Here is a 19,827-nt window from a genome sequence, read left to right as displayed (position 1 = left end):
TTCGGCTTCCGTACAGATGGTCACCATGCATCCACGCCCATGGGAGAGTCCCACGTCAAGAGGGTTCCGGTCCGGCGAGTCTTCCGTTATGCACCCGGTACGCGTACATCGCGGCCTTCGTGGGTACCGGGTACGGAGCGTATCGGTGCGAGGCCGTTTCGTTATGCTCAATTCTCCCTCAGATGTGCTGACGGTGTGCTCACCTCGTCACTACATTCCTCCCAACCGACGGAGGACGGAGCAAGAAGCCGATGAGCGGAGTATCAGTGACCAAGGACGTGGAGGATGCGGCCGGTGCCGCCGACGACCTGGTCGTACTGAGCAACGTCAACAAGCACTTCGGCGCGCTGCACGTGCTTCAGGACATCGATCTGAGCATTGCCCGCGGTGAGGTCGTCGTGGTCATCGGGCCTTCGGGCTCGGGCAAGTCGACGCTGTGCCGGACCATCAACCGGCTGGAGACCATCGACTCGGGCAGCATCACGCTGGACGGGAAGCCCCTTCCGGCCGAGGGCAGGGAACTGGCCCGGCTGCGCGCGGACGTGGGCATGGTCTTCCAGTCGTTCAACCTGTTCGCACACAAGACGGTGCTGCAGAACGTGATGCTGGGTCAGCTCAAGGTCCGCAAGGCGGACCAGGCGACGGCCCTGGAGAAGGCGAAGGCGCTGCTGGACCGGGTGGGTGTCGGCGCACAGGCCGACAAGTACCCGGCGCAGCTGTCCGGTGGCCAGCAGCAGCGCGTGGCGATCGCCAGGGCGCTGGCGATGGACCCGAAGGTGATGCTCTTCGACGAGCCCACCTCGGCGCTGGACCCGGAGATGATCAACGAGGTGCTGGAGGTCATGCAGCAGCTCGCCCGCGAGGGCATGACGATGGTCGTCGTCACGCACGAGATGGGCTTCGCCCGCTCCGCGGCCGACCGGGTCGTGTTCATGGCGGACGGCAAGATCGTCGAACAGGCCGCCCCGGAGCAGTTCTTCAGCGCCCCGAAGAGCGACCGCGCCAAGGACTTCCTCTCGAAGATCCTGCACCACTGACGCTCTCGTCTGGTAGTGATCCGATCGACGGCCCGTGCCGTCGCCCACGACGTGTCCTGCTCGTCGTTCAACAACGTCTCACCCGAGGGAAGTTCACCATGAAGGTTCTCAAGACCGGCGCTGCCGTTGCCACGGCCGTCGTTCTCGCCCTGACGGCGACCGCCTGTGGCGGCGGCAGCAAGGACACCGCGAGCGACGCGGGCGCCTCCGGCGGCACCAAGTCGGACAAGATCGTCATCGGCATCAAGTTCGACCAGCCCGGCCTGGGCCTGAAGACCCCGGACGGCAAGTTCGAGGGCTTCGACGTCGACGTGGCGACCTACGTCGCCAAGGAGCTCGGCTACCAGCCGGACCAGATCGAGTGGAAGCAGGCCGTCAGCGCCGAGCGCGAGAACCTGATCTCCAACGGCGACGTGAAGTTCATCGCCGCCACGTACTCGATCAACGACAAGCGCAAGGCCAAGGTCGACTTCGCCGGCCCGTACTTCCTGGCCCACCAGGACCTGCTGGTCCGCGCCGACGACACCTCGATCACCAAGGTCGAGGACCTCAACAAGAAGAAGCTCTGCTCGGTCACCGGCTCCACCTCGGCCCAGAACATCAAGAAGGACCTGGCCAAGGACGCCGACCTGCAGGAGCTCCCGGGCTACTCCGAGTGCCTCACCGGCCTGGAGAACAAGTCCGTGGACGCGCTGACCACGGACAACTCGATCCTCGCCGGCTACGCCGCGCAGGAGAAGAACAAGGGCAAGTTCAAGCTCGTCGGCCTGAGCATGAGCAACGAGAACTACGGCATCGGTCTGAAGAAGGGCGACAAGGAGCTCCAGACCAAGATCAACGCCGCGCTCAAGAAGATGGTCTCGGACGGTTCCTGGGAAGCGGCCATCAAGAAGAACCTCGGCCCGGCCGGCTACAAGAACGAGCCTGCCCCGCAGATCACCGAAGGCAGCTGATTTCCCGGTGGGGTGCGTCGCCGCCCGCCCGTCCGCGGGCGGCGGCGCGCCCCACCGGCCATCCTGGGGAGAGCGCAGGGCAACGTGTTCGACTTTCTTGATTCCGGGCAGTACGACCTGCTCGGAGCCTTCTGGGTGACGGTTCAGCTCACCCTCTACTCGGCGGTGGGGTCCCTCATATGGGGCACCGCCCTGGCCGGGATGCGGGTCAGCCCGGTCCCGCTGATGCGGGCCTTCGGCACCGCATACGTCAACCTGGTCCGCAACACCCCGCTGACCCTGTTGATCATCGGCTGCTCGCTGGGCCTCAGCCAGACCCTGGGCATCACCCTGGGCGGCGGCACCTTCAAGGAGACGGGCTTCCGGCTCGCCGTCCTCGCGCTGACCGCCTACACCGGCACCTTCGTCTGCGAGGCACTGCGCTCGGGCATCAACACCGTGCCCGTCGGCCAGGCCGAGGCGGCCCGCGCGCTGGGTCTGAGCTTCTTCCAGGTACTCACCCTGATCGTGCTCCCCCAGGCCTACCGGGCGGTCATCGCACCGCTCGCGAACGTACTGATCGCGCTCACCAAGAACACCACGGTGGCCGCGGCCATCGGCGTGGCCGAAGCGGCCCTGCTGATGAAGGAAATGATCGAGAACGAAGCGGACGCGCTCTTCGCCGTGTTCGGGGTCTTCGCCCTCGGCTTCGTCCTGCTGACCCTGCCCACCGGCCTGCTGCTGGGCTGGGTGGCCAAGCGAGTGGCGGTGAAGCGATGAGCACCAGCTCCGTGCTGTACGACGTGCCCGGGCCCAAGGCCAAGGCGCGCAACTGGATGTACACGGCCGGCTTCCTGGTCCTGTTCGCGCTGGCCGCCTGGTGGATCCTCTCCGTCATGGCGGAGAAGAGCCAGCTCGACGCCGACAAGTGGACCCCCTTCGTCACCGACGGCCGGATCTGGACCACCTACCTGATCCCCGGCCTGCTGGAGACGCTGAAGGCCGGCGCGATCGCCATGGTGATCGCCCTGCCGCTGGGCGCCCTGCTGGGCATGGGCCGGCTCTCCGACCACGCCTGGGTCCGCGTCCCCGTCGGCACGGTCGTCGAGTTCTTCCGCGCCGTTCCGGTGCTGATGCTGATGATGTTCGGCTCGGCGTTCATCGTGCAGTTCGTCCCCGCCGTGTCCTCGGACTTCCGCCCGCTGTACGCGGTCGTGATCGGCCTGGTCCTGTACAACGCCTCGGTCATCGCCGAGATCGTCCGGGCCGGCGTGCTGTCCCTGCCGCGCGGCCAGACCGACGCCGCCAAGGCGATCGGCATGCGCAAGGGCCAGACCATGGTCTACGTCCTGATCCCGCAGGCCGTCACGGCGATGCTGCCCGCTCTGGTCAGCCAGCTCGTGGTGATCCTCAAGGACACCGCCCTCGGCGGCTCCCTGCTCGGCGTGAACGACCTGCTGGCCGCGAACCGGCAGATCTCGGCGAACTACAGCAACACCATCGCCACGCTCGTGGTGATCGCCCTGCTGTACATCGGCGTGAACTTCGCCCTCACCACCTTCGCCTCCTGGATGGAGGGCCGGCTGCGCAAGTCGAAGAAGAGCACCGGCGCGGTGGTCGGCGTGGGCGACGTCAACGACATGGCCACCGGAGCCAACTCGTTGTCCTGACCGGCCCCGGCGGAGAACCGCCGGAGGGCTGACGTAGGGTCAGCCATAGTGCGTAGCCCGTGTGGTGCGGCGGATTCCTCCGCCGCACCACACGTTGCTGTCCGGGGCCGGTGTCACTTGACGCCGGAACCTCCAGTGGGTTGCATACGTTCTGTGATCACATACCGGACATCGGGAGCCGCATCATGGACCCGGTGATCGTCGTCGGCGCGGGGCCCGTCGGGCTGTCCCTGTCCCTCGCCCTGGCCGGACACGGCGTGCCCAGCGTGCTGCTCGACGAGGGGCCCGGCAAGGAGGAGCCCCGGCCCGCCCGCAGTGTCGTGCTGCACTCCGACACCGCCGCCATGGCCCACCGGCTGGGCTGCACGACCCTGCGCGACGAGGGCGCGCCGTACGCGGCCTGGCGCACCGTGAAGCGCCGCCAGGAGGCCCGGCGGATCACCTTCGAGGACCGCCCGGCCCCCCTGCACCTGCCGCAGCACGCCCTCGTGCGCGGACTGCGCGACGCCGCCACCGCGCACCCCCTGGTCCAGCTGGTCACCGGCGCCAAGCTGGAGTCCTTCGAGCAGGACGAGCACGGCGTCACCGCCCGCACCCGGAGCACCGAGAGCGCCTGGTGGCGCGGCAGCCACCTCGTCGGCTGCGACGGGGCCCGCTCCACCGTGCGCAAGCTGCTCGGCATCCGCTTCCCCGGCCGGACCGCCGTCGAGCGGCACGCCGTGGCCGCCCTCCGTGCCGAACTGCCCTGGCCCGGCGAAGCGTTGCTGCACCGCAACCCGCCGAACGGCCCCGAGGAGATCACCGCCCGGCCACTGCCCGACGGGGTGTGGCGGCTCGACTGGCTGCTGTCCCCGCGCGGGGACCTCGTCACGCCCGACGCGCTCGTCACCCTCATCCGGGACACCCTGGCCCTGTGGTGCGGCGGCACGACCCCCCCGTACGACCTCATCGACACCGGCGTGCACACCCTCCACCACCGGCTCGCGCTGCGCTGGCGCGACGGCCGGGCCTTCCTCGTCGGTGACGCCGCGCACCTGCTGGGCGCGGTCGGCACCCAGGGCGTCGAGGAGGGGCTGCGCGACGCGGAGAACCTCGCCTGGAAGCTGGCCCTGGCCTGGCACCAGGGCGCCTCCGAGGCCCTGCTCGACAGCTACGAGGGCGAACGGCGCACCGCCGTCGCCGCCCGGCTGCGCTCCGCCGACCAGGCCATGCCCGTACTGCGCGGCGGGGGCGGACTGCGCACCCTGCTCCCCGGGACGGGGCGTTCCGCCGAGGCCCTGCTGACCGACGGGCACCTGGGGCGGGGCCCGCTGGGCGCGCAGCCCGTGTACGCCCCGCCCGTGGCCGTACGCGAGGTCCCGACGGCGACCGAGCCGGGCGGGCCCGTGGCGAACGTACCCGTGACCGCGCCCGACGGAGCCACCGTCCCGCTGCGCGACCTGCTGGGGCGGGGCCGGCTGCTGGTGCTGCTGGTCGCGCCCGGCACCGGGGTGTGGGACCGGCGGCACTGGCAGAGCGCCGGGGTGATGCCCCGGCTCGCGGCGGCCGTGAGCGCGCTGCCCGTCCCGGCCGACCTGCTCGTCGCCGACGGCTACCCGGGAGCGCCCGCGCACACCGTGCTGCTGGTACGCCCCGACGGGCACCTGGCGGCCACCTTCGCGGGGGTCCGGCCGGCGGAGCTGTACGCGGCGGCCGACGCCGTCCGGGCGGGCGCCCCGGCGGGCGCGCCCGCCACACCCGCTCCCGTGATCGATTGACCGCCCTCGGGGGCGCGTGGTTCACTCGCGGACATGACCGGCAACGACGTACGCCTGTGGCGGAGGGTTCACATGGACCTGCTCCGCTACGCGGGCTGCGTGTGTCGCCCCTCCTGCTGATTCGCCTTCCCTCCGCGCGCCCCTGAGCCCGGCCCCTTGCGGCCTGCCGCCCGGCGCGCGCACCTTCGCGAACCCCAGGACGGTCACCACCCATGCCTTCCCCCGTGTCCACGCACGCCCCCGCCCGCCCGACGTCCGCCCCGACGGCGGCGGAACTCCTCGACTTCGCCCTGCGCACCGCCGCCGACCCCGAGATCGTCGGCTCGCTCCCCCTCGACCCCGAGGGCCGCACCTGGATCCGCCTCGACGGGCCCGGCGGCAGCGAGGCCTGGCTGATCGGCTGGCCGCCGGGCACCGGCACCGGCTGGCACGACCACGCCGAGTCCCGGGGCGCCTTCGCCACCGCGCGGGGCCGGCTGACGGAGCACTCCCTGACGGTGCGGCTGCCCTCGGAAGGCTGGCAGAGCCTGGAACTGGCCCCCGACGTGGACCGCACCCGCCGCCTCGGCGCGGCCAGCGGGCGGGCCTTCGGGGAGCACCACGTCCACGAGGTGCTCAACGAGTCCGCCTCCGAGCACGCGGTGTCCGTCCACGCGTACTACCCGCCGCTGCCGCTGATCCGCCGGTACAGCCGCAGCGGTCCCGTGCTGCGGCTGGAGCACGTCGAGCGCCCGGCGGACTGGCAGTGAGCGCCGGCGCCGTGGGCATCGACGAGCTGCTGGAGCGGGTCCGCGCGACGTACGACCGCGTCGACGCGCGCGAGGCGTACGAGGCCTCGCTGGACGGGGCCCTGCTGGTGGACATCCGCTACCAGGCGCTGCGCGAGCGGGACGGGCTGATCCCGGGGGCGGTGGTCGTCGAACGCAACGAACTGGAGTGGCGGCTGGACCCCCAGGGCTCCCACCGGTTGCCAGAGGCGGTCTCGCACGACCTGCGGGTGGTGGTGATCTGCAACGAGGGCTACGCGTCTTCGCTGGCCGCGGTGTCGTTGCACGCGCTGGGGCTGCGGCGGGCCACCGACCTCACGGGCGGGTTCCAGGCGTGGCGCGCGGCGGGGCTTCCCCTTCTCTGACGCGCCGCCCTCCTTCTTGACGCGCCGCTCGCGCGGCTCAGCCGCGGGCGGCCTCCCCGGCTTCACGCCGCTGCGCCGGACTCCGTCCGGCGGCCTGCGGGGCGGGGCCGGTTCGGGTGGCCGGGGCCGGTGGGTCGTCTGCGGGTGGTGTGCCGCTGCGCGGGGCTGGGTCCCCTACCCGCCCTTCCACCGTTCCCCGGGCTGCGCCCGGACCCATACGGCGCTACCGCGCCCGCGCCTCAAACGCCGGCGAGGCTAGATATAGCCTCGCCGGCGTTTGAGGCGCGGGGGTCTGGGGGCGGAGCCCCCAGGGAACGGGCGAAGGGTGGGGCGGGGAGTGGCTCCGGCAGCGGTGTCGGGGACCCGGCCAGGGGAAGGGCCCCGCCCCTCCGGCCGGCCGTACGGCCGGAGGGGCGGGGCCCGGCGGGACCGGGGTCACGCCTTGGAGGTGGCGACCTCCACCGGGCGGAGCCGGAGGGCGGCCCGGCCCGGGAGGGCGGTGGCGGCCAGCGCCAGCAGCCCGGCCGCGCCGATCACCACCGCGTACACCAGCGGCAGCACCGCCGGCGCCGCCACCCCCGTCATGCCCACGCTGAACGCGGTCAGCACGGCCAGCGAGATCCCCGACCCGAGCACCGCCCCGATCAGCAGCACGGCCAGGGTCTCCGTGCGCAGCATCCGCAGCACCTGGCGCCGCTTCGCCCCGGCCAGCCGCAGCATCGCGAACTCCCGGAACCGCTCGGCGGTGGACATCGCCAGGGTGTTGACGACCGCGATGGCGGTGAAGGCCAGGACCAGGCCCATGGCCAGCAGGTTGATCTCGGCGCCGGCCTGCTGCCGTTCGGCCCGTGCCGTGTCGGCCTCCGCCGCGGACAGCACCGCGATGCCCGGGGCGGCCAACTGCTCCCGGCCGACGGACGGCTCCGCCGCGACGAGCACACTGGCGGCGAGGGGGTTGTCCACGTGCGCGGCCACCAGACGGTGCGGCAGGGTCAGGTCGCCGAAGCCCAGGCCCCGGCCGTACACGGCGGAGACGGTCAGCGTCACCGGGGTCCCGTCGCCCAGCGTCAGCTTCAGCGGGCTGCCGGGCTTCAGCCCCAGCTGGTCGGCGGCGAGTTCGCTGACGGCGGCGCTGTTCTCGCCGAAGCCGTCCAGGCTGCCGCTGGTGACCTCCGGGTCCCAGGTGCGGGTGAGGCCGGCCGGGGTCACGCCCTGGACCGCGTACTTGGTGAGGCCGACCCGGACCGAGGTGTGCACGATCTCGGTGGCGGCGGTGACGCCCGGGGTGCGGCGGATCCGCTCGGCGGTGGCGGCGCTGACGCCGGGGCCCTGCGCGGCGACGACCCACTGGGCGCGGACGCCTTCGCGGGCCTGGGCGCGGGCCGCGTCGCCGAGGGTCGGGGTGACGAAGAGCACGGTGCAGGTCATGCCGATGAGCAGGGTGAGCGGGGTGACGGCGGAGGCCATGCGGGTGGCGTTGCCGCGCAGGTTGGCGGTGGCCAGGCGGCCGCCGGGGCCGGCCAGCCGCAGGGGTTCGGCGAGCAGCGCGGTGGCGAGCCGGACGAGCAGCGGGCCGAGCAGCGACACCGCGCCGGCCAGGACCACCACGGCCAGGAAGGTCACGGGGGTGGAGGCGGGTTCGGTGCGCAGCGAGCCGAGTACGACGACCAGTACCGCTCCGCCGGCCAGCAGGAGCAGTCCGGCCAGGGTCCGGATCCAGGAGGGGCGGGCCCGCTCGACGGCGGCTTCGGCCAGTGCCTCGGCGGGGCGGATCCGGGCGATCCGGCGGCCGGTGATCCGTGCGGCGGCCCAGGCTCCGAGGAGGCTCGCGCCGACGGCGGCGAACATCGGGAAGATCCCGGCGGTGCGTTCCAGGGTGGTGGGGATCACGCCGCTGCTGACGAAGCGGCCGTGCAGCCAGGCGGCGAGCGGCAGTCCGGCGAGGGAGCCGGTGAGGCCGGCGGCGAGGCCGACGAGCAGGGCCTCGCGGCCGATCATGCGGCGCAGCTGCTTGGGGGTGGCGGCGATGGCCCGCAGCAGGGCGAGTTCGCGGTAGCGCTGCTGCACGGAGAGGGCGAAGGTGCCGACGACCACCAGGATCGCAACGAGGAGGGAGGTTCCGCCCATGGCGCCGCCCATGGAGACGAGCTTGATCCGGGCCCCGGCGGCGTCGAGGAACTCGACGGGCCCGCGGTCGTCCCCGGTGGCCACCTGTGCGGTGGCGCCCTGCGGGGTGGCGGCCAGTGCCCGGCGGACCTGTCCGGCCAGCCGGTCGGCGTCGGTCCCGGGCCGGGGCAGGATTCCGACGGCGGCGACCTGTCCGGCGCGGGCGGCGAGCCGCTCGGCCTCGGAGTCGCTGAAGAACAGGGAGGCCTGTCGTACGGGGTCGCCGGCGGCGGTCCGCGCGATGCCGCTGACGGTGTAGGTCTTCGGCTCGCCGGTGGCCTGTACGGTCAGCCGCGCGCCGGCGGCCAGTCCCGCCCGGGTGGCGAGGGCGCGGTCGACGACGACCTCGTCGCCGCCCTGGGGGGCGCGGCCCTCGGCGAGGGTGAAGGGAGTGAGGACGGCGGAGGTCCAGGCGTGCCCGTACGAGGGCCGGTCCGGGCCGGCCGGTGTCTTCAGGAGCGGGACGGCCTGGAAGGTCAGCTCGGGCACGGCCCGCTCGACGCCGGGGACGGCGCGTACGGTCTCCACGGTGGAGGCCGGCAGCCAGGCCCGCTCGGCGACCGGCTTGGCCTTGTGCTTCGTCTTGGTCTTGCCCTTCTTCTCCTTGACCGTCGTCTGGTGGACGTTCTGGTCGGCGGAGACGACCACCGGGGTGCCGGCGTAGCGTTCGGTGACGATCCGGCCGCGGAGTCCGGTCTCCAGGAGGGTGCCGCAGGCGGTGATCAGGGCCGCCGCGCACAGGAGCGCGACGAAGGCTCCGAGGAAGCCGGCTTTGCGGTCCCGGATGGTCTGAAGGGCGTAACGCAGCATCATGCGGTCAACTCTGGCCGCGTGCCGGTTTTCCGGCACTGGAGCGCCCCGGCGTCCTCTTCCGGGGGCTACCCCCACCCCCGGAACCCGGCCCCCTTCGCGGGGCCCGGGCTCAGTACCCGGGGTACCCCGGGCCGTCGGCGTCGTCGACGTCGTCGCCCTCGGTCTCCAGCGCGCGCCGGACCACCCGCAGGGCCATGCCCTCGGGGTATCCCTTGCGGGCGAGCATTCCGGCGAGGCGCCGGATCCGCTTGTCCCGCTCCAGGCCGCGGGTGCTGCGGAGCTTGCGCTCCACGAGTTCCCGGGCGGTCTGCTCCTCCTGCTCGGAGTCCAGCTGTTCCAGCGCCTCCTGGACGAGGGTGGTGTGCACCCCCTTGGTCCGCAGCTCCTGCGCGAGGGCCCGGCGGGCCAGGCCCCGGCCGCGGTGCCGGGACTCCACCCAGGCCCCGGCGAAGGCGGCGTCGTCGATCAGGCCCACCTCCTCGTAGCGGGAGAGGACCTCCTGCGACACCTCCTCGGGGATGCCCCGTTTCGCGAGGGCCTCCTCCAGTTGCCGCCGGGTGCGGGGCATCCCGGTGAGCAGGCGCAGACAGATCGCCCGCGCCTGCTCCTCGGGACTCTGGGGCGGCAGCTCCTGGCGGCCCTCCCGGCCGCCCCTCGCTCTGCCGCCCCGCTCCTGCTCTTCGCGCACGGTCAGCTCTTGGCCACGGCGGCCTTGGCCGCGGGCTTGGCCTTCGACGCCGGGGCGGGCACCGAGGCGTCGGCCGGCGCGGCGGCGGCGGACTCGTCACCCTCGGCGTCCTTGCGGACGCCCACGCCGAGCTTCTCCTTGATCTTGCGCTCGATCTCGTTGGCGAGGTCGGGGTTGTCCTTCAGGAAGTTGCGGGCGTTCTCCTTGCCCTGGCCGAGCTGGTCGCCCTCGTACGTGTACCAGGCGCCGGCCTTGCGGATGAAGCCGTGCTCCACGCCCATGTCGATCAGGCCGCCCTCGCGGCTGATGCCCTGGCCGTAGAGGATGTCGAACTCGGCCTGCTTGAAGGGCGGCGCGACCTTGTTCTTGACGACCTTGCAGCGGGTGCGGTTGCCGACCGCCTCCGTGCCGTCCTTCAGGGTCTCGATGCGGCGGATGTCGATGCGCACGGAGGCGTAGAACTTCAGCGCGCGGCCACCGGTGGTGGTCTCCGGCGAGCCGAACATCACACCGATCTTCTCGCGGAGCTGGTTGATGAAGATCGCGGTGGTCTTGGACTGGTTCAGCGCACCGGTGATCTTGCGGAGGGCCTGGCTCATCAGACGGGCCTGGAGACCCACGTGCGAGTCGCCCATCTCGCCCTCGATCTCCGCGCGGGGGACGAGCGCCGCGACGGAGTCGATGACGATCAGGTCGAGCGCGCCGGAGCGGACCAGCATGTCGACGATCTCGAGGGCCTGCTCGCCGGTGTCCGGCTGGGACAGGATGAGGTTGTCGGTGTCCACGCCGAGGGCCCGGGCGTACTCGGGGTCGAGGGCGTGCTCGGCGTCCACGAAGGCGACGGTGCCGCCGGCCTTCTGCGCGTTCGCCACGGCGTGCAGGGTCAGGGTCGTCTTACCGGAGGACTCCGGGCCGTAGATCTCGACCACGCGGCCGCGCGGCAGACCGCCGACGCCGAGGGCGATGTCCAGCGCGGTCGACCCGGTGGGGATGACCTCGATGGGGTCGTTCGGCTTGTCGCCGAGGCGCATGACCGCACCCTTGCCGAATTGCCGTTCAATCTGCGCGAGCGCGGCGTCGAGAGCCTTCTCGCGGTCGGTGCCTGCCATGGGTTCCACCCGGTTTGCTTGAGTCGATCGCTTCACGCCATTGACGCTAACGCCTGCCACTGACAATGCGCTCCCACGCCCGTTTCGGCTGTGGATAACCCATCAGAATGGATGTTCGATTTCCCTGTCAAGCGAGCCACGCCCGCCCCGGCGGGGCGTCGGCGGGCAGGGAGCCGCCGGACTCACAGGCAGCCGCAGTCGCCGCCGTAGACCAGCAGGAAGCCGGCCGTCCCGGCGGCGAGGGTGAAGCAGGCGGCGGTCACGGCGGCGAAACCCCGGGGGCTGCCCTCCGCGGGATCGCGGAAGGTCCGCCAGGCGCCGTGGGCGAAGAGCAGGGCCAGCAGCCCGGCCCCCGCGACGGTCAGGCGCGGGCTGGCGGACCAGCTCAGGTGGACGGCCAGCGCCAGGCCGCCGAGGAGGGCGCAGGCGAGCAGGCTGAGGATCAGCTCCCCGACGAACTCGCCCGCCGCCTCGATCACGAAGTCGCCGACGGCCTTCACGGCCCTGCGGACCCGCACGATGCCTCCCCGCCCCGCGCCCGTCGCCCCTGCGCGGGGCCCGGAGGAGAAGACCCCGGCGGCACGGCGATGGTTGCCGTCGGTGGGCCGGGCGACGAGGTCGGCGGCGGCGGCCGGGCGTGGCGGTTCGACGGGCCCTGGGACCGGGAGCCTTTCGACGGGGCGCCGCCCGGCCCGGGCCCGCAGTGGCCGCTCGTCCTGCCGGCCCGCGCGGGGGCGCCGCGCTCCGCCGGGGACGCGGCGGCCGTGGCGGCGGGTACCGCGGACGGCTCCCACCAGGAGACCGTCCGGAGCCGGATGTCCCTCACCGGGGCCTCGCCCACCCCGTGAGGGGGTGGGCGAGGCCCCGGCGTCAGGCGGGGGTTACGGCTTCGGCACGGTGCAGCCGGGGCGGCTCAGGTCGATCTGGCTGCCGGGGCCGATGCACGGGACGAGGGTGTAGGTCTGCTGGGCGTAGTTGATGCCCCGGCGGACCGTCACGTTGCCGTTCGCGTCGACCTCGCACGGGTTGTTGTCCGTGCAGCGCTGGCCGTCCTCGTTGCCCGTGTTGTTGACGGCGACCACCTTGCCCGTCGTCGTGTCGATCACCGGCGAGCCGGACGTGCCGCCGATGGTGTTGCAGGACGAGGTGTAGCGGACCGAGTCCTTCCAGGTCCAGGCGCCCTCCTTGAGGCGGTACGCGAACCCGTCGACGTTGCAGCTGTAGGTGCGCTTCCAGTACCCGGAGACGACCTTGATGGACGAACCCTGCGCCGGGCGGGCGTCGTTGAGGGTGAGTGCCGCTATCCCGTACTGGCTCTGGATCTGCGCGTACGTCGTGGTCAGCTGGTAGAGCGAGACGTCCGTGTCCGTCATCGTCCCGTACGCGATCTTGTTCGCGCGCAGCGTCGCGACCTTCGAGCCCGCGGCGTTGAGCAGCGAGAACGTGCGGCTGGACGCCCGGTTGACGAGGACTTGGCCGGCCGCCGGGAAGCCGGTCTCCAGGCAGTGCCCGTTGGAGAGGACGAGCGCGGGGTCTCCGGGCTGGGAGTTCGGGGTGCGGACGACGGAACCGGAGCAGTTGCTGAGCGCGACCGTGCCCGCGTACGTGACCGCGACGGCGGGCGCGGCGGCGGTGGGTGTGCCGGCGGCCGTGTCGGAGGCCGAGGTCGAGGCCATGGCCGGGGCCGCTGCCGCTCCGGTGAGGAGTAAGGCGAGCGCGACGGCGGCGAGAGGCTTGTTCATGTGGGGGGTCCCCTCTGGTGAAGGATGTGACGACCGAAGATCTTCCGGTTGTCATGCGCATTCTCAAACCAGGGAGCCCAACCCACAAGAGGGCCTTGCCCGTTGGGCCGAAGCCCCACCGCCGGGCCTGCGACGCATCCGGAATCAACCATTCCAACACCCCACGAGGCGGGCACCGATGCCCCTACCGGGGCACATGCACCGGCACCCCGGGCTGGCGCGGAACCCCCTCCGGACGGTCGGTACCCTGCGGTGCCCCCGACGACGGGGGCCGTGAAAATTCCGCTCAGGAGGACCCATGGCCATCAAGAAGGCCACGATCCAGCAGCAGGTGGCAGACGCCCTCGCCCAGGCCAACCCCACCGACAAGCCCATCGTCACGATCCAGGCCATCGCCGGCCCCAGCGTGTGGCTGATGAGCATGCTCGGCCTCATCGGCCAGGCGTTCCTCACCTACTACTTCGTCACCGTCACCGAGCAGGCCGTGGTGCTCCACAAGGCCAGCCGGATGAGCAACCGCCCCCAGGAGATCGTCTTCGCGATATCCCCCGCCGAGGCCGTCGGCAGCATCACCGAGGTCAAGCGCAACGCCGTCTGGAGCTCCTTCCGCATGCAGCTCCCCGGCCAGGCCGCGCCGACCCGGATGAACGTGCACCGCATCTGGCGCGCCGAGATGGACCAGCTGCTCGGCCTGCTGACGGGTCAGAGCCAGCCCGTCGCCTGACGCCTGACGGCCCGGGGGTGCAGGGGGACCCGTCCCCAGCCCCTCTCCGCCCCCGGGCTCACCACCAGTACACGGGGTAGCGCACCGCACCCCGCCGGGCCCGCGAGGCGACCGCCCCGGCCAGCACCAGCACCAGCGCCGCCCCCGCGAGCAGCGGTACGAACACCAGGGGATCCGGCGCCTGGAGCACCACCACGACGGTGGTCGCCGCCGCCGGCGAATGCGGGGTCCGGGCCAGGGTCATCACCCCCACCGCCACCCCCGCCCCCAGCGCCGCCACCCACGGCGCTCCCCCCAGCAGGGCCAGCGCCAGGTAGCCCACGGCCGCGCACAGCAGGTGCCCGGCGAGGACGCTGCGCGGCTGGGCCAGCGGCAGCGCGGGCACCCCGCAGACGATCGCCGCGCTCGCCGCGACCGGCGGGATCAGCACCGGCTCGCGGAGGACCGCGCCGATGCCGACGAGTGCCAGCAGCGCGGCCGCCGCGACCCCGCCGCTGTGCAGGGCGGCGGCCCGTGCCGGCGACGCGGGCGCGGGAGCCCGCCCCGCCAGCACGCCGGAGAGCCCGGGGCGGGCCCGGCCGGCCGCCTTCGACGCAGGCCCCGTACGCGTGTGACTCGTGTCCGCACTCATGGGGGCCAGGTCTACGCGCCCCCCGCATCACGGCCCTATACGGAACCACCCACCACCGAGTGACAACCGACGGTTGACACCCCTCGAAGTGTCAACCTAGGGTTGCACTCATGACGAACCCTTCGGTGGAACCCGTTCGCATGACCAATCCGGTACGCCTCGACGACCTGATCGAGGCCATCAAGAAGGTCCACTCCGACACCCTCGACCAGCTCAGCGACGCCGTCGTCGCCGCCGAACACCTCGGCGACGTGGCCGACCACCTCATCGGCCACTTCGTCGACCAGGCCCGCCGCTCCGGCGCCTCCTGGACCGACATCGGCCGCAGCATGGGCGTCACCCGCCAGGCCGCCCAGAAGCGCTTCGTCCCCAAGGCGGACAAGGACGGCGACCCCGGCCTCGACCCGAACGCGGGATTCGGCCGCTTCACCCCCCGCGCCCGCAACGCGGTCATGTCCGCGCAGAACGAGGCCCGTGCCGCCGGCAACACCGAGATCCGCACCGAGCACCTGCTGCTCGGCCTGCTCGCCGAGACCGAGGGCCTGGCCGCCCACGTCCTCACCTCCCGCGGCGTCGACGTGGAAGCACTGCGCACCGCCGTGACCGCCGCCCTGCCCCCGGCCGAGGCCGCGGTCCCCGACCTCGTCCCCTTCGACGCGAACGCCAAGAAGGCCCTGGAGCTCACCTTCCGCGAGGCCCTGCGCCTGGGCCACGGCTACGTCGGCACCGAACACGTCCTGCTCGCGCTCCTGGAGCTGGAGAACGGCGAGGGCCCGCTCAGCGGCGCCGGACTGGACAAGGCCGCCGCCGAGGCGACCGTCACCGAAGCCCTCGCAGCCGTACTCGGCGGGGACGCGGGGGCGTAGCCTCGCCGGCCGCCGCACCCGTCAGCTCGTACCGCTTCACGTACGCGCCGAGGAAGGCCTGCAGGGTGGCGACGGCCGGGATCGCGATGAGCGCCCCGACCGCGCCCAGCAGGGCGGTGCCCGCGATGACCGAGCCGAAGGCCACCGCGGGATGGATGTCCACGGTCTTCGAGGTGAGCTTCGGCTGGAGGACGTAGTTCTCGAACTGCTGGTAGATCACCACGAACCCGAGGACGTACAGCGCGTACCAGGGGTTGACGGTGAAGGCGATCAGCATCGGCAGCGCGCCCGCCAGGTAGGTGCCGATGGTGGGGATGAACTGGGAGACCAGCCCCACCCACACCGCGAGGGCGGGCGCGTACGGCACGCCGAGCACCGCGAAGAGGACGTAGTGCGCGATGCCGGAGATCAGTGCCATCAGCCCGCGCGAGTACAGGTAGCCGCCCGTCTTCGCCACGGCGATCTCCCAGGCCCGGAGCACCTCGCGCTGCTTGGCGGGCGGCATCACGGAGCACAGCGCGCGCCGCAGCCTGGGCCCGTCGGCGGCGAAGTAGAAGGAGAACAGGAAGATCGTCAGGAGCTTGAAGAGCCCGCCGAGCACGGTGGTGGACACGTCGAGCACACCGGTGGCGCTGTTCTGCACGTACTTCTGGAGCCACTGGGAGTGCAGCAGGCTGTCCTGGATCTCCAGCCGGGACAGATCGGTGTGGAAGGTCCGGTTGATCCAGTCGATCACCGAGTCGAGGTAACCCGGGAAGCCCTCGACCATGTCGATGATCTGCCCGGCGAGCATCGAACCGAGCAGCGCGAGGAACCCCGCGGCCGCGACGAACACGCCCAGGAAGACCAGGAAGGTGGCGAGCCCGCGGCGCATCCCGCGGGCCGCCATCCTGGCCACGGCCGGTTCGATGGCGAGCGCGAGGAAGAACGCGATCAGGATGTTGACCAGCAGCCCGATCAGCTGGTGGAAGGCCCAGCTGCCGAGCTGGAAGCAGGCGACCAGGGCCAGTACGAGGACCACCGCGCGCGGCAGCCAGCGCGGCATCCGCGCCTCCGCCCCGGCCGGGGCGGTCCCGGGTGGGACGGTGCCGGGCGGGACGGTGCCCGCTCCCGCGGGGGCCTCGGGGGCGCCGGCTCCGGGGGCGCCCTCCGACGGGTCCGCCGGCCCGGCGGCCGTCCCGTCCTCCGTCCGGCCCGTCGTCTGGTCGGTCGTCTCTTCTGTTGCTGCCACGCCGCCCAGTCTGTCCCACCGTCCGCCCGGACCACGAAACCGGACGGGACCGGCCGGCCGGCGGGGCCTGCGCCGCGTGCCGGGGCGGCCGGGTCAGCGCAGCGAGGCGGGCACGTCCATCGCCGAACACACCGCGCGCCACACGTCCTTGGTCTCCCAGCCCTCGTCCAGCGCCTGGTGGACGGTGCGTCCGTCCAGTTCGGCCATCACGTGGTCCCGGGCGAAGGAGTCCGCGTAGCCCGCGCCGAAGTGCTCGGCCATCCGCTCCCAGAAAATCGTCAACCGCATGCCTCCAGTATCCCGCCCCGGAGAGTGCACCGGCCCCGTTGCTCCCCTGCGCCCCCGTGCGCGCGCCCTACGGTGTCACGCATGCCTGGAGACGAAGCTTCCACGCCGGCCCCACCGGGCCCGGCGGCCCCGACGGCCCCCTCCGCCCCCGCCTCCCCCGCGGCCGGCCCGCTGGCCCGTGCCGAACGGTTCACCTGGCTCACGGCCCGGGTGCTGGAGCAGCGGCGGTTCGCGTTCCACTTCCTCGGCGGGGACGCCGACCCCGTCGACGCCGCCCTCGGCTCCTACCTCGGCGACGACGGGGGCTACGGGCACGCGCTCGACCCCGACCTGCGCGGCCCGCTGAGCCAGCCCCTGCACACCGCGCACGCCCTGCGGGTCCTCGACGCCCTCGGCCGGTGCGCCGGGCAGCGCATCGAACGGCTGTGCCGCCACCTGACCCGGGTCTCCACCCCGGAGGGCGCGCTCCCGCTGGCCCTGGCGGGCCCGCGGGACTATCCCGCCGCCCCGTACCACCCGGTGTGCGACGACCCGCCGGGGACGCTGCTGACCACGGGGCCCGTCGTCGGGGTGCTGCACCGCAACCGGATCTGGCACGCCTGGCTGTTCCGGGCGACGGACTTCTGCTGGGAGCGGGTCGAGGGCCTGCGCCAGACCCATCCGTACGAGGTGCAGAGCGCGGTGGCCTTCCTCGACGGCGCCCCGGACCGGGCCCGTGCCGCGGCCGCCGCGGACCGGCTGGGCCGGCTGGTGCGCGAGCGGCGGCTGGCGGTGCTCGAACCGGACCGGCGCGCGGAGTACCCGACCGCCCCCGGCTACGCGCCGGGCGAGCAGCTGTTCCCGCACGACTACGCGCGGCGGCCGGAGTCGCTGGCCCGGGGCTGGTTCACCGACGAGGAGATGCGGCGTTCGCTGGACTTCCTCGCGGCGGAGCAGCAGCCCGACGGCGGCTGGCCGGTGCACCGCCGGGCCTGGGCTCCGGGCAGCTCGCTGGAACGGCGGCCGATCGCCACCCTGGAGGCCCTGCTGACGCTGCGGGCGTACGGGCGGCCGATCGGGGCCCCGGCTGGGGCCGGCGGGGTCAGCCTCCCAGCGCCCGGACGCCCGCGGTGACCACCACGGCCGCGCCGACGACCAGCAGGAACGGGGCGCGCAGCAGCAGGGCGACCCCGGCGGCGGCGAGCCCGGCGGCGCGGGCGTCGAGGACCAGCTCGTGGCCGGTGCTGAAGGTCTGCTGGGCGGTGAGCGCGGCGAGCAGCGCGACGGGCAGCAGGGCGGAGAGCCGGCGCACCACGGGGCGTTCCAGGGCCCCCGCGGGCACGAGCAGTCCGGCGAGCTTGACGGCGTAGCAGCCGACGACGGTGAGCCCGATGGCGATCCAGACGTTCACGAGCGCTCTCCCTCCGGCGAACGGCGGCCCTTCATCCACAGCACCGCGGGTGCGGCCAGCGCGGCGATCAGTACGGGCACCCCGGCCGGCAGCACCGGCAGGAAGCCCAGCCCCAGCACCAGGGCGAGGGCGGCGACGGCCCGCTCGGTGGTGCTCTTGAGCATCGGCGCGAGCAGGGCGAGGAACACGGCCGGCCCGGCGGCGTCGAGCCCCCAGGCGGCGGTGTCGCCGATGGCCTCGGCGCCGAGCGCGCCCAGCAGGGTGGTGAGGTTCCACAGCACGTAGAGGGCGAGCCCGGTCACGGTGAAGCCGAGCCGGGCCGACCTGCGGTCGGGCTGGGCCAGGGCCACGGCGGTGGTCTCGTCGATCACCCAGTGCGCGGCGAGGGGCCGGACGGCCTTCGGGAGGGCCAGCAGCTGGGACAGCCGCAGCCCGTAGAAGGCGTTGCGGGTGCCGAGGAAGAAGGCCCCGGCGGCGGCGGTGAACGGGTTCCCGCCCGCCGCGAGTGCTCCGACCAGCGCGAACTGCGAGGCGCCGGTGAAGACGAGCAGGCTCAGCACGCAGGCCTGGAGCACGCTGATCCCGGCGCCGGCCGCGGTCACGCCGAACGCGAACCCGGACAGGCCGACGGCCACGCCGACCCCGAGCGCATCCCGTACGACGGCGGCCCGCGGACGGCCTTCGACCGCGCCGGGGGCCTCTTGTATCACCATCTGATGTTCTCCCACGCCCCGAAGGTAGGCGGGGAGGACCGGCCGGGTCTTGTACGTTCTTGCGCGCCCGTCCGGGCTGCCGCGAGCAGCGGGCCTAACCTGCGCGTTCCCTGCGGTAGGCGCCCGGCGGGACGCCGACGATGCGGGTGAAGTGCCGGTTCAGGTGGGGCTGGTCGGTGAAGCCGACGGTGACGGCGGCCTCGGCGGGCGGGACGCCCGCGTCGAGGAGCCGGCGCGCCCTGCGCACCCGGGCGTCGGTCAGCCAGGTGTGCGGGGGCATCCCGTACCGCTCCCGGAAGGCGCGCAGCAGCGCGAAGGGGCTGGTGCCGAGTCCGGCGGCGAGCTGCTCCAGCGAGGGCGGCTCGGCCATCCGGTCCTCCAGTACGGCCCTGGCCCGTTCGGCGTCGGCGGCGCCCGCGCCGCGCACGGGGCGGGCGGGCAGCGGGCCGGCGTGCCGGCTGAGCATCCGGGCCACGACGCCCCGCAGCAGGGTGTCGGCGGCCAGCGCGTTCCCGGCCTCGGCGGCCCGGTGGACCTCGGTGATGGCCCGTGCGCCCTGCGCGTCGGCGACCAGGTCGGTGGTGAACCCGGGGGTGCCGCGCGGGGTGGCGATCTCGGCGGCGACCTCGGCGATCAGCTCGCGCGGGGAGTAGAGGGTGGCGTACGCCCAGCCCTCGGGGACCCCGGCGCGGGCGGTGTGCGCGACCTCCGGGTTGATCAGCACCACGCTGCCCGGCCCGGCCCGTACGGTGCCGCCGGGCAGGCCGATCTCCTCGACCCCGCCGGTGACGGCGGCGATGACGTACCCGTCGTGGGCGTGGCGGGGGAAGGTGTGGCGCACGTAGTGGGCGCGCAGCAGGTCCAGGCCGGGCAGTTCCTCGTACTGCCAGTGCCGTGCCCACTCGCCGCGCGCGCGTCCGCCGTCCGTCCCCATGCCC

22 protein-coding genes and 1 pseudogene are annotated in these 19,827 nt (G+C 73.2%); 12 read left to right on the top strand and 11 right to left on the bottom strand.

The features are described from left to right. Positions 1–251: 251 nt before the first annotated feature. The 8 genes from ACIPW5_RS07215 to ACIPW5_RS07180 all read left to right on the top strand — a co-directional run bounded on the left by ACIPW5_RS07215 (position 252) and on the right by ACIPW5_RS07180 (position 6,528). The gene (locus ACIPW5_RS07215) at positions 252–1,037 is read left to right on the top strand and encodes an amino acid ABC transporter ATP-binding protein (protein WP_401241530.1); all 786 of its coding nucleotides are present in this window, start codon (positions 252–254) and stop codon (positions 1,035–1,037) included. Positions 1,038–1,135: 98 nt separating this feature from the next. Further along, complete coding sequence (locus tag ACIPW5_RS07210) at positions 1,136–1,990, top strand: glutamate ABC transporter substrate-binding protein (RefSeq protein ID WP_401241528.1); 855 nt, start codon at positions 1,136–1,138, stop codon at positions 1,988–1,990. An 84-nt stretch (positions 1,991–2,074) separates the two neighbouring features. Beyond that, the gene (locus ACIPW5_RS07205; RefSeq protein WP_401241526.1) at positions 2,075–2,749 is read left to right on the top strand and encodes an amino acid ABC transporter permease; all 675 of its coding nucleotides are present in this window, start codon (positions 2,075–2,077) and stop codon (positions 2,747–2,749) included. After that, positions 2,746–3,639 carry an amino acid ABC transporter permease gene (locus ACIPW5_RS07200; protein ID WP_401241523.1) on the top strand — a complete coding sequence of 298 codons (894 nt, stop codon included), beginning with the start codon at positions 2,746–2,748 and terminating at the stop codon, positions 3,637–3,639. Before ACIPW5_RS07205 ends, ACIPW5_RS07200 begins: the two co-directional genes overlap by 4 nt. 185 nt (positions 3,640–3,824) lie before the next feature. Further along, positions 3,825–5,396 (top strand): FAD-dependent oxidoreductase, encoded by a 1,572-nt coding sequence (locus tag ACIPW5_RS07195; protein ID WP_401241520.1) that lies wholly within the window; start codon positions 3,825–3,827, stop codon positions 5,394–5,396. A 33-nt stretch (positions 5,397–5,429) separates the two neighbouring features. Beyond that, entirely contained in the window at positions 5,430–5,516 is an 87-nt protein-coding gene (locus ACIPW5_RS07190; RefSeq protein ID WP_311318651.1) for a putative leader peptide, read from the top strand. A gap of 92 nt (positions 5,517–5,608) precedes the next feature. Beyond that, positions 5,609–6,145: a cysteine dioxygenase gene (locus ACIPW5_RS07185; RefSeq protein ID WP_401241517.1), complete on the top strand. Its 537-nt coding sequence runs from the start codon at positions 5,609–5,611 to the stop codon at positions 6,143–6,145. Then, positions 6,142–6,528: a rhodanese-like domain-containing protein gene (locus tag ACIPW5_RS07180; RefSeq protein WP_401241515.1), complete on the top strand. Its 387-nt coding sequence runs from the start codon at positions 6,142–6,144 to the stop codon at positions 6,526–6,528. Before ACIPW5_RS07185 ends, ACIPW5_RS07180 begins: the two co-directional genes overlap by 4 nt. Before the next feature lie 435 nt (positions 6,529–6,963). On the opposite strand, the gene ACIPW5_RS07175 is transcribed toward ACIPW5_RS07180, so the two are convergent. The 4 genes and pseudogenes from ACIPW5_RS07175 to ACIPW5_RS07160 form a co-directional block, all read right to left on the bottom strand. After that, on the bottom strand, positions 6,964–9,507 hold the full coding sequence (locus ACIPW5_RS07175; RefSeq protein WP_401241512.1) for an FtsX-like permease family protein: 2,544 nt from the start codon (positions 9,505–9,507) through the stop codon (positions 6,964–6,966). Positions 9,508–9,616: 109 nt separating this feature from the next. Continuing rightward, positions 9,617–10,285, bottom strand: a pseudogene (recX, locus tag ACIPW5_RS07170) (recombination regulator RecX); the annotation flags it as partial. After that, positions 10,198–11,304 carry a recombinase RecA gene (gene recA, locus ACIPW5_RS07165; protein ID WP_401241509.1) on the bottom strand — a complete coding sequence of 369 codons (1,107 nt, stop codon included), beginning with the start codon at positions 11,302–11,304 and terminating at the stop codon, positions 10,198–10,200. The gene recA and the pseudogene recX, both read right to left, overlap by 88 nt. Before the next feature lie 182 nt (positions 11,305–11,486). Continuing rightward, a complete protein-coding gene (locus ACIPW5_RS07160) occupies positions 11,487–11,822 on the bottom strand; it encodes a lysine transporter LysE (protein WP_401241507.1) in 336 nt (111 codons plus the stop codon). 69 nt (positions 11,823–11,891) lie between these two features. On the opposite strand from ACIPW5_RS07160, the gene ACIPW5_RS07155 reads away from it, so the two are divergent. Beyond that, the gene (locus ACIPW5_RS07155; protein WP_401241504.1) at positions 11,892–12,152 is read left to right on the top strand and encodes a hypothetical protein; all 261 of its coding nucleotides are present in this window, start codon (positions 11,892–11,894) and stop codon (positions 12,150–12,152) included. A gap of 33 nt (positions 12,153–12,185) precedes the next feature. On the opposite strand, the gene ACIPW5_RS07150 is transcribed toward ACIPW5_RS07155, so the two are convergent. Continuing rightward, positions 12,186–13,046, bottom strand: coding sequence for a serine protease (locus ACIPW5_RS07150; protein ID WP_401241502.1), 861 nt, complete (start codon positions 13,044–13,046; stop codon positions 12,186–12,188). 298 nt (positions 13,047–13,344) lie between these two features. Between ACIPW5_RS07150 and ACIPW5_RS07145 the strand changes: the two genes are divergently transcribed. Continuing rightward, a complete protein-coding gene (locus ACIPW5_RS07145) occupies positions 13,345–13,770 on the top strand; it encodes a hypothetical protein (protein WP_401241500.1) in 426 nt (141 codons plus the stop codon). A gap of 58 nt (positions 13,771–13,828) precedes the next feature. Here ACIPW5_RS07145 and ACIPW5_RS07140 read toward each other — a convergent pair whose 3' ends face one another. Continuing rightward, positions 13,829–14,401, bottom strand: coding sequence for an HPP family protein (locus tag ACIPW5_RS07140; RefSeq protein WP_401241497.1), 573 nt, complete (start codon positions 14,399–14,401; stop codon positions 13,829–13,831). A gap of 110 nt (positions 14,402–14,511) precedes the next feature. Between ACIPW5_RS07140 and ACIPW5_RS07135 the strand changes: the two genes are divergently transcribed. Then, positions 14,512–15,267: a Clp protease N-terminal domain-containing protein gene (locus tag ACIPW5_RS07135; RefSeq protein ID WP_401241495.1), complete on the top strand. Its 756-nt coding sequence runs from the start codon at positions 14,512–14,514 to the stop codon at positions 15,265–15,267. Here ACIPW5_RS07135 and ACIPW5_RS07130 read toward each other — a convergent pair. Together ACIPW5_RS07130 and ACIPW5_RS07125 are read right to left on the bottom strand one after the other, a co-directional pair. Further along, the gene (locus tag ACIPW5_RS07130; RefSeq protein WP_401242222.1) at positions 15,221–16,312 is read right to left on the bottom strand and encodes an AI-2E family transporter; all 1,092 of its coding nucleotides are present in this window, start codon (positions 16,310–16,312) and stop codon (positions 15,221–15,223) included. The two genes, ACIPW5_RS07135 and ACIPW5_RS07130, sit on opposite strands and share 47 nt — an antisense overlap. 279 nt (positions 16,313–16,591) lie before the next feature. Next, positions 16,592–16,786 carry a DUF3046 domain-containing protein gene (locus tag ACIPW5_RS07125; RefSeq protein WP_401241492.1) on the bottom strand — a complete coding sequence of 65 codons (195 nt, stop codon included), beginning with the start codon at positions 16,784–16,786 and terminating at the stop codon, positions 16,592–16,594. 81 nt (positions 16,787–16,867) lie between these two features. On the opposite strand from ACIPW5_RS07125, the gene ACIPW5_RS07120 reads away from it, so the two are divergent. Continuing rightward, positions 16,868–17,899, top strand: a complete 1,032-nt coding sequence (locus tag ACIPW5_RS07120; RefSeq protein ID WP_401241489.1) for a hypothetical protein — start codon at positions 16,868–16,870, stop codon at positions 17,897–17,899. Here ACIPW5_RS07120 and ACIPW5_RS07115 read toward each other — a convergent pair. The 3 genes from ACIPW5_RS07115 to ACIPW5_RS07105 form a co-directional block, all read right to left on the bottom strand. Next, positions 17,868–18,176: an AzlD domain-containing protein gene (locus ACIPW5_RS07115; protein WP_042801959.1), complete on the bottom strand. Its 309-nt coding sequence runs from the start codon at positions 18,174–18,176 to the stop codon at positions 17,868–17,870. The genes ACIPW5_RS07120 and ACIPW5_RS07115 overlap by 32 nt on opposite strands. Next, positions 18,173–18,889 carry an AzlC family ABC transporter permease gene (locus ACIPW5_RS07110; RefSeq protein WP_401241486.1) on the bottom strand — a complete coding sequence of 239 codons (717 nt, stop codon included), beginning with the start codon at positions 18,887–18,889 and terminating at the stop codon, positions 18,173–18,175. The genes ACIPW5_RS07115 and ACIPW5_RS07110 overlap by 4 nt, the downstream gene beginning before the upstream one ends. Positions 18,890–18,983: 94 nt before the next feature. Continuing rightward, positions 18,984–19,823, bottom strand: a complete 840-nt coding sequence (locus ACIPW5_RS07105; RefSeq protein WP_401241484.1) for an AraC family transcriptional regulator — start codon at positions 19,821–19,823, stop codon at positions 18,984–18,986. Positions 19,824–19,827: the final 4 nt, after the last annotated feature.

Origin of the sequence: Streptomyces sp. NPDC090077 (genome assembly GCF_044747545.1) — a bacterium.
Taxonomy (GTDB): Bacteria; Actinomycetota; Actinomycetes; order Streptomycetales; family Streptomycetaceae; genus Streptomyces.
The sequence above is the reverse complement of the archived record's forward strand: the minus strand, read 5'-3'. Positions and strand labels throughout refer to the sequence as shown.

Bases quoted from the DNA above. Each gene is read 5' to 3' on its own strand.
- ACIPW5_RS07175 (WP_401241512.1), bottom strand. From the start codon at position 9,507: ATGATGCTGCGTTACGCCCTTCAGACCATCCGGGACCGCAAAGCCGGC.
- ACIPW5_RS07135 (WP_401241495.1), top strand. From the start codon at position 14,512: ATGACGAACCCTTCGGTGGAACCCGTTCGCATGACCAATCCGGTACGC.
- ACIPW5_RS07195 (WP_401241520.1), top strand. From the start codon at position 3,825: ATGGACCCGGTGATCGTCGTCGGCGCGGGGCCCGTCGGGCTGTCCCTG.
- ACIPW5_RS07190 (WP_311318651.1), top strand. From the start codon at position 5,430: ATGACCGGCAACGACGTACGCCTGTGGCGGAGGGTTCACATGGACCTG.
- recA (WP_401241509.1), bottom strand. From the start codon at position 11,304: ATGGCAGGCACCGACCGCGAGAAGGCTCTCGACGCCGCGCTCGCGCAG.
- ACIPW5_RS07200 (WP_401241523.1), top strand. From the start codon at position 2,746: ATGAGCACCAGCTCCGTGCTGTACGACGTGCCCGGGCCCAAGGCCAAG.
- ACIPW5_RS07210 (WP_401241528.1), top strand. From the start codon at position 1,136: ATGAAGGTTCTCAAGACCGGCGCTGCCGTTGCCACGGCCGTCGTTCTC.
- ACIPW5_RS07215 (WP_401241530.1), top strand. From the start codon at position 252: ATGAGCGGAGTATCAGTGACCAAGGACGTGGAGGATGCGGCCGGTGCC.
- ACIPW5_RS07130 (WP_401242222.1), bottom strand. From the start codon at position 16,312: ATGCCGCGCTGGCTGCCGCGCGCGGTGGTCCTCGTACTGGCCCTGGTC.
- ACIPW5_RS07155 (WP_401241504.1), top strand. From the start codon at position 11,892: ATGGTTGCCGTCGGTGGGCCGGGCGACGAGGTCGGCGGCGGCGGCCGG.
- ACIPW5_RS07150 (WP_401241502.1), bottom strand. From the start codon at position 13,046: ATGAACAAGCCTCTCGCCGCCGTCGCGCTCGCCTTACTCCTCACCGGA.
- ACIPW5_RS07105 (WP_401241484.1), bottom strand. From the start codon at position 19,823: ATGGGGACGGACGGCGGACGCGCGCGCGGCGAGTGGGCACGGCACTGG.
- ACIPW5_RS07120 (WP_401241489.1), top strand. From the start codon at position 16,868: ATGCCTGGAGACGAAGCTTCCACGCCGGCCCCACCGGGCCCGGCGGCC.
- ACIPW5_RS07140 (WP_401241497.1), bottom strand. From the start codon at position 14,401: ATGAGTGCGGACACGAGTCACACGCGTACGGGGCCTGCGTCGAAGGCG.
- ACIPW5_RS07185 (WP_401241517.1), top strand. From the start codon at position 5,609: ATGCCTTCCCCCGTGTCCACGCACGCCCCCGCCCGCCCGACGTCCGCC.
- ACIPW5_RS07110 (WP_401241486.1), bottom strand. From the start codon at position 18,889: ATGGTGATACAAGAGGCCCCCGGCGCGGTCGAAGGCCGTCCGCGGGCC.
- ACIPW5_RS07125 (WP_401241492.1), bottom strand. From the start codon at position 16,786: ATGCGGTTGACGATTTTCTGGGAGCGGATGGCCGAGCACTTCGGCGCG.
- ACIPW5_RS07145 (WP_401241500.1), top strand. From the start codon at position 13,345: ATGGCCATCAAGAAGGCCACGATCCAGCAGCAGGTGGCAGACGCCCTC.